5 protein-coding genes are annotated in these 7,393 nt (G+C 58.4%); 3 read left to right on the forward strand and 2 right to left on the reverse strand.

What is annotated here, in order from left to right; genetic code table 11:
- Positions 1 to 621: 621 nt before the first annotated feature.
- A complete protein-coding gene (locus tag QZ269_RS11100) occupies positions 622 to 2,787 on the reverse strand; it encodes a glutamine synthetase III (protein WP_291426775.1) in 2,166 nt (721 codons plus the stop codon).
- 329 nt (positions 2,788 to 3,116) lie between these two features.
- On the opposite strand from QZ269_RS11100, the gene glnA reads away from it, so the two are divergent.
- Together glnA and QZ269_RS11110 are read left to right on the forward strand one after the other, a co-directional pair.
- Entirely contained in the window at positions 3,117 to 4,478 is a 1,362-nt protein-coding gene (gene glnA / locus QZ269_RS11105) for a type I glutamate--ammonia ligase (RefSeq protein ID WP_291426776.1), read from the forward strand.
- Positions 4,479 to 4,568: 90 nt separating this feature from the next.
- Positions 4,569 to 4,904, forward strand: a complete 336-nt coding sequence (locus QZ269_RS11110; protein WP_291426777.1) for an RNHCP domain-containing protein — start codon at positions 4,569 to 4,571, stop codon at positions 4,902 to 4,904.
- 37 nt (positions 4,905 to 4,941) lie between these two features.
- Here QZ269_RS11110 and murA read toward each other — a convergent pair whose 3' ends face one another.
- Complete coding sequence (gene murA, locus QZ269_RS11115) at positions 4,942 to 6,225, reverse strand: UDP-N-acetylglucosamine 1-carboxyvinyltransferase (protein ID WP_291426778.1); 1,284 nt, start codon at positions 6,223 to 6,225, stop codon at positions 4,942 to 4,944.
- A gap of 297 nt (positions 6,226 to 6,522) precedes the next feature.
- On the opposite strand from murA, the gene QZ269_RS11120 reads away from it, so the two are divergent.
- On the forward strand, positions 6,523 to 6,747 hold the full coding sequence (locus tag QZ269_RS11120; protein WP_291426779.1) for a transcriptional regulator: 225 nt from the start codon (positions 6,523 to 6,525) through the stop codon (positions 6,745 to 6,747).
- Positions 6,748 to 7,393 lie beyond the last annotated feature (646 nt).

The following is a 7,393-nucleotide window of genomic DNA, read 5'->3' on the forward strand; positions in this document are numbered from 1 at the left end:
GATGGAAATGGGCGAGTCACTCCGTGAACTCCTGCGGTTGGGCGTTAAAGCAGCCTGAAAGGTTCCGAACTACTGAACTCAGGGAAACCTCTATAAAATCTAGTCGCTTGCAGACTCTGCCCGGTGTTGCCCAGGCGAAACAACGGTCACTCATCACTTTTCTGGGGTAGCCCTGTCTTGATACCCACGAGAAGTAGGTGGTGGGCTTTTATACGGAGTGCTGTGCGCTTCCTGAACAGCCCGTAAAGGTGCCTGGTTGCCAACTGCACGCCCCAAATCCGGTGTGTCCTCACTCGCTCTGCGGCGCGGCTCCACGAGTCGGGCCGAGTTGAACGGTTGTTGTAAACCTTTCAATAGACCTGTTGCGCCGAGCAGGGCGCGTCGGAGCAACCCTAGAGCAGTTTTCCGAATGGTGGGCACGTCGGAAAAACACCGCCGCCCCCTTCATTCTACGTTCTGCTCTTTTTTTTCACTCGTTCCACTCGGCAATTAGAATAACCGGGCGGCTTTTGCAAGAGGTCTAATGGAAGTCGGTCTAACAAGAAGGAGGCGGCCTCCATCGGGGCAGCCTCCTCAACGTTACTGTTTTGACCTGAAGGCCGTTTTACTTGGCCAGCCCTGTTACTTGACGAACAGCATTTGGCGGTAGGTCGGCAACGTCCAGTGCTTGACGCTGACCAGTTCTTCGAGCTGATCGGCGGCGTCGCGCACCTTGCTCATGGCCGGGAGCACTGCCGCGTGCATGTGGTGGGCCTTCTCGTGAATTTCTTCGCCGCCCAGTGCGTCGTTCTGCTTACGCAGGTCCTGAAGGGCGGTGTACAGGCTGTCGGTCAGAATGACGATTTCCTTGGTGATGCCGTCTACCGCCTTGCTTTTAGTCTTCACTTCGCCCAGCTCAGCGAGGTAGCTGATCGCGGCGGGCAGAATCTGCGTCTGGGCCATGTACTCGGTGGTTTCGCCCTCGATATTCACAGTCTTGAAATAGATGTCGTACATAATTTCCTGGCGGGCGATTAGTTCGCGCTCGTTCAGGATACCGAGCTTGCCGAACAGTTCAATGTTCTTCTTACTGTCCAGGTGCTTGATGGCGTCGAGGGTGGTCCGCAGGTTCAGCAGTTTGCGTTTCTTCTCGGCTTCCACGTGCCAGGCGCTGCTGTAACCGTCGCCGTTGAACACGATGCGCTCGTATTTCTTATAGGTGTCGCGCACCACTTCGCCCACAGCGCTGTCCAGCGTCGCGCCTTTGACCTTCAGTTTCTTTTCAAGGTCGGCAGTCAACTGCGCCACAGCGTCAGCCACGATCGCGTTCATAACCGTGATCGGAAAGCTGATGCTCTGGCTGCTGCCCACGGCGCGGAACTCGAACTTGTTGCCGGTGAAGGCAAAGGGGCTGGTGCGGTTGCGGTCCCCGGCATGCACCGGAATTTCGGGAAGCACGCGGCTGCCCAGACCCATCAGGCCCGCCGACTTGCTGCTGCCGCCCTTACCGCTCACGATACGCTCGAAAATGTCGGTCAGTTCGCTACCCAAAAACACGCTGATGATGGCGGGCGGCGCTTCATTGGCGCCCAGCCGGTGATCGTTGCTGGCGCTGGCGACGCAGGTTCGCAGCAGGTCCTGGTGGTCGTCCACGGCTTTGAGAACCGCCGAGCAGAAAAACAGGAACTGCATGTTCTCGCTAGGGGTGTCGCCGGGGTCCAGCAGGTTCTCGCCCGCGTCGGTGCCCATGCTCCAGTTGCAGTGCTTGCCCGACCCGTTGATGCCTGCGAAGGGCTTTTCGTGCAGCAGGCACACCAGCCCGTACTTGCGGGCAGTGCTGCGCAGAATCTGCATGATCAACTGCTGGTGGTCGGCGGCGATGTTGCTGTCCTCGAAGATCGGGGCGACCTCGAACTGGCCGGGGGCCACCTCGTTGTGGCGGGTCTTGACCGGAATACCCAGCGCGTACAACTGCATTTCGGCGTCGGTCATAAAGCTCAGGATGCGGTCGGGGATGGCCCCGAAATAGTGGTCTTCCAGCTCCTGACCACGCGGGGGCTTCGCACCGAACAGGGTACGCCCGGTCATCACGAGGTCGGGGCGGCGGTAGTAGTACTCCTCGGCAATCAGGAAGTATTCCTGCTCTGCGCCCAGGGTGCTGCTTACGCGGGTGCCTTCAGACGCGCCGAACAGCTTGAGGGCCGGAGCCACGGCTTTGTTCAGCGACTCGATGGAACGCAGCAGCGGGGTCTTGAGATCAAGCGCCTCGCCGGTCCAGCTGGCAAACACGCTGGGAATGCACAGGGTCGCGCCGTTGGCGTGCCGGATGATGAAGGCCGGTGACGAGGGGTCCCAGGCCGTGTAGCCACGCGCCTCGAAGGTGGCCCGCAGGCCGCCCGAGGGGAAGCTGGAGGCGTCCGGCTCAGCCTGAATCAGCTCCTTGCCCGAGAACGACATGATCGCTACGCCGTCGCCCGAGGGGTTCAGGAAGCTGTCGTGCTTCTCGGCGGTAGCGCCGGTCAGCGGCTGGAACCAGTGGGTGTAGTGGGTCGCTCCCTTTTCCATCGCCCAGGTCTTCATGGCGAGGGCCACGGTGTCGGCGATGCTGGAATCAAGCTGCTCGCCGCGCTCCACGGTGGCCTGAAGACTGCGGTAGGCGGGCTTACTCAGGCGGGTCTTGAGTTCTTCCAGGGTCAGCACGTCGCTGGCAAACAGCTTGTTGACCACGTCGCTGGGGCTGGCGGTCTGCTTGGCATCGACGCGCCATTTGCGCGCCACCGAATTCACATCAAAGTTCTGCTGAGTCATGTCGCTCCCTGTTGCAGGTGTTCAGGCGGGAGGGCAGCGGGGAACCTCTTGGTCTCCGCCACCTGCTGAACATCTGCTACTTCCTGAAGTATAGGAGCACAGAGGGAAAGGTTTCAATATTCTTCTGAACAACTTGCCACTTGTTTCCGAACTTGGCCGGTTACGCGGCCCAAGATTTGCACTTTGTTGCACCCCAGATAGCCAATTGGCCTGAAATGACGTAACTTATGGCTATGCGCTGCTACAGCGGCCCTGTCCCCGGTGCCCTTTTTGATCGCCTGGGCACGGCGCGGGCATTATGTTAGGCACCGCCGGAGGCCCCCACCCAGATGACCCCAAAACCTGATCAACCCCGCCCCACCGCAGCACAGATTCTGAAACTGCTTCAGGATCAGGAAGTCAAATTTCTGCGCTTACAGTTCACCGATATTCTGGGCAACACCAAGAATGTCGAGGTTCCCAGGTCGCAGTTCCAGAAGGCCCTGAGCGGCGATGTCACCTTCGACGGTAGTGCCGTAGAGGGATTTACCCGGGTCGAGGAAAGCGACATGCTGCTCTCACCCGACCTGTCCACGTTCCTGATCTACCCTTTGTTCAGCCGTGAAGAAGGCGAACGGGGCCGTGTGGCGCGGCTGATCTGCGACGTGATGATGCCCGGCGGCGCGCCTTTTGGCGGCGACCCCCGCTACGTCCTTAAGCAGCAGATCGCGCGGGCACAGGAACTGGGATACGAAATGTATGTCGGCGTGGAGCCAGAATTTTTTCTGTTCGAGCGTACCGAAACCGGGCGCGGCACCACGACCACGCACGACAAGGCAGGCTACTTCGATCTGGCCCCGGTCGACAAGGGTGAGCGTATTCGCCGCGAAATCGCCAACAAACTGGTCGAAATGGGTTTTGAAATAGAAGGCTCGCACCACGAGGTCGCGCCTGGACAGCACGAGATCGATTTCAGGTACGCCCCCGCTCTAGAAACAGCCGACCGGATCGCCACCTTCAAATTCGTGGTCAAACGGGTCGCCCTGGAACACGGGCTGCTGGCAAGCTTTTTGCCCAAGCCCCTGGCCGCTGTCCACGGCAGCGGGATGCACTGTCATGTCAGTCTGTTTAAAGCCCAGAAAAACGCCTTCGACGATCCGCAGGGCGAATACGGGCTGAGCGTTACCGCGCGCCAGTTCATCGCGGGGCTGCTCGCGCACGCCGAGGGTATGACCGCCATTACCAATCCGCTGGTCAACAGTTATAAGCGCCTTGTGCCGGGCTTTGAAGCCCCCGTGAACATCGCCTGGAGCACCAGCAACCGCTCGGCCCTGATCCGTATTCCGGCCAAACACGGCAACAGCACCCGCGCCGAAGTGCGAATGCCCGACCCAAGCTGCAACCCGTATCTGGCACTGGCGGTCATGCTTGCCGCAGGTCTGGACGGTATAACGCAGAAAATGGAACCCGCGCCCGCCATTCAGCGCAACATTTTCAAGATGACCGTGCGCGAAAAACGCCACCACCGCGTCAAGGAGCTGCCCAGCGACCTGAGCGAAGCCGTCAAGGAACTGCAAAAAGACGAAGTGATTGCCCAGGCGCTCGGTGAGCATGTCATGGACCATTTTGTCGAGGCAAAAACAGCGGAGTGGCGGGCCTATAACCAGACCGTTCATCAGTGGGAGCTGGACCGCTACCTCGATCTGATCTGATCTCACCGACAAACCCATATCGCCGTGATGAAATAGAAGTGATATGACTTCTCATCAGCTTAACGCCGCCCGACTCGCCGAACGCACTTCATGACCGGGCGGCGCTTTACGGTGCAGGGCACCAACAATTCTTTTTACTGCGGAAACTGTGGCGCAGAAGTCCAGCCGCTCAAAAACGGCTCGGTTCGCAATCATTGCCCCGTGTGCTTGCACAGCAAACATGTGGACGTGCACCCCGGTGACCGTGCCTGTACCTGTCTGGGCGATATGGAGCCGGTAGGAGTAGAGCAAAACGGCAAAAAAGGCTGGGTGATCGTTCACCGCTGTAGCAAGTGCGGCTACGAGGGGCGCAACCGCGCTGCTCTAGACGACCCCGAACAGCCAGACGACTGGGACGCCCTGATCGCATTGACTCAGGACAGATAGCAGCGGCTGGGCAAGCCCTGAAGACCTTATCAATCAATCAGTCCATCGCGTCGGCGAGGACAGCTTCGGGCTGCACTGCATAAGCACCGATCTGCCGCAAACGCTCGGCGAGGCGTTCATAACCACGGTTAAGGTACTGCACGCCGTCGATAACCGTTTCGCCTTCGGTGGTCAGGCCAGCAATAAACAGGGCGGCTCCGGCCCGCAGATCGGCGGCCTTGACCTGCGCGGCCTGAAGCGGCGCGCCCTGAATCACCTGGGTGTAGCCGCTCACGGTGATTTTGGCCCCCATGCGGTGCAACTCGGCCACGTGCGTCAGGCGGTCAGGATACACCGGGTCTTGCACCACGCTGGTACCCGGCACCGTCGCCAGCAGCGCACTCATCTGCGGCTGCACGTCTGTCGGGAAACCAGGGTAACTCTGGGTGGTCACATTGACTGGACTCAGTTCCCGGTTACGGGCATCCACGACTATGCTGGTGCCCTCTTCATGAACCTCTACGCCCATCTCGCGCAGCTTGGCTGTCACAGCGTTCAGGTGGTCGGGCCGTACATTGGTCAGCTTCAACCGGCTGCGGGCCGCTGCGGCCAGAATCATGAAAGTCCCCGCTTCGATGCGGTCCGGAATAACTGTGTATTCGCCGCCGCGCAGGGCAGGGACGCCCCGGATCACCAGAGTATTGCTGCCCGCACCCTGAATGTCGGCTCCCAGACTGTTCAGGAATTCGATTAGGTCCACGACGTCGGTATCGATACTGGCGTTTTCTAGGGTTACGACACCGTCACCCAGCACACTCGCCAGAATCGCATTGTGGGTGCCGCCAACTGTAAGCAACTCAAAGGTATAGCTGCCGTTCAGACTGCCGCTGCGACTTGCGGCAAAGTGCCCGTCATCCTCGGTCACCTCGGCTCCTACCGCACGGAGAGCCTTGACATGCTGGTCAACCGGGCGCGGCCCCCAGGCACAGCCGCCCGGCATACTGACGGTGGCCTCTCCCATCCTTGCCAGAATGGCCCCCAGAACGATAAAACTGGCCCGCATCTTGCTCACTAGCGCGTAAGGAGCGTCGGTACTCAGAATTTCGGGGGTGTGCAGTGTCAGGGTGTTCGGGCCATTCCAGGTGTGGCGGGTGCCGATATGCCTCAGCAGTTCCAGAATGGTAGACACATCCGACAGACGCGGAATACCGTGCAAAGTGACCGGCTCACTGCTGAGAAGGGTGGCGACGATAATCGGCAGGGCAGCATTCTTGCTGTGTTGAATCGCGATTTCGCCGCTCAGTTCGCGGCCTCCTCGAATGTGCAGTGGGGTCAGTTGCATGGACAATCCTTCCTTATTGGTGGCTGTAAATTGAGGTTCTGTCGCCTTGAATGCGCTGTGAAGTACTCAAAAGTAATACTACGCCGTATCTTACACATCATACACACGCGTTGTCCACAAAGGAAGGAAACTGATGCGGGTCAGGTGCAACATACTCATTACGCGGCAGATGTTGAGTGACTGCAAGAGGCGTGATAGCCTGTCTTACAGTTCGTCTAACACAGTGCTCATCTGACACAGCGACCCCCCAGAGCAAGAACCCCAGTGACGTAAGCAGGTGAGTGATTTAGGAGCAGTATGCCGAAAAAGGAAAGAAAGCGCCTTCAAGTGGTGATCAGCGAGGAACAAGACGCCCTGCTGACCCGTACCGCCTACGAGCTGTCGAGTCCTGAACGACTGATCAGTAAAAGTGAAGTAGTGCGCCTGGCCATCGAGAAGATCGCCCGTGAACTCGGCGAAGGTGCCCACCTCGACACCTACCGTAAAATTATGGAAGCCAGCGAGGTCGCTGACGAGGCCTGATACAGTTCTGGAGTTTAGAGCATTTTGCAAAAAGATGGTGCTCTTTTGACCATCTTTTTGCCGAGTGGAACGAGTGAAAAAAAGAGCAGGACGTAGAATGAAGGGGGTGACGGTGTTTTTCCGACGTGCCCATCATTCGGAGCACTGCTCTAAGGCACAAGTTTGTGGGGAGCCTCCGAAGTTGCCGTCTATCGTCCAGAGGCGGCCTTAGCCAGACTGCTTACCTTTACACTGCGTCCATTGGGAGTCCGGCACACTTAAAATGCGGCACAGTCAATGTGTCAAATAAAAGTCAGCAGGGCTATAAAGAGGCCATGACGGGCTGCCAGCTTCATTCAGTCGCCCATGGTTACAGTGCCGCTTATCGGGGGAAAGCGCCCGAATCCGTTCTATCAGTCCGCTTCTACTGGCAGCTCTTTACCGGGGGAGGGTCAGATCACAAAACTTGAGTAGAAGTCGTTTCATTTAGTGCATTTTTCAGTGCTTAGTCTTATACAGACTGCCGATTGAATCTAGTAGTTTCAGATTCAAGCCGGGCGGAGTCAAGAAGGAAAAGATGCGGGTTTCGCGGTCTGAGAGGCTGTCTGAGGCCCATATCGTCGGAGTATCCATGCTGCCCTCTTCATCAGGCGCACAATCGCTGGAG

It is taken from the genome of Deinococcus sp., assembly GCF_018260405.1.
Classification (GTDB): domain Bacteria; phylum Deinococcota; class Deinococci; order Deinococcales; family Deinococcaceae; genus Deinococcus.

Excerpts from the sequence above, each read along its gene's own strand:
- QZ269_RS11100 (WP_291426775.1), bottom strand. The coding sequence starts at position 2,787 with ATGACTCAGCAGAACTTTGATGTGAATTCGGTGGCGCGCAAATGGCGC.
- glnA (WP_291426776.1), top strand. The coding sequence starts at position 3,117 with ATGACCCCAAAACCTGATCAACCCCGCCCCACCGCAGCACAGATTCTG.
- QZ269_RS11110 (WP_291426777.1), top strand. The coding sequence starts at position 4,569 with ATGACCGGGCGGCGCTTTACGGTGCAGGGCACCAACAATTCTTTTTAC.
- murA (WP_291426778.1), bottom strand. The coding sequence starts at position 6,225 with ATGCAACTGACCCCACTGCACATTCGAGGAGGCCGCGAACTGAGCGGC.
- QZ269_RS11120 (WP_291426779.1), top strand. The coding sequence starts at position 6,523 with ATGCCGAAAAAGGAAAGAAAGCGCCTTCAAGTGGTGATCAGCGAGGAA.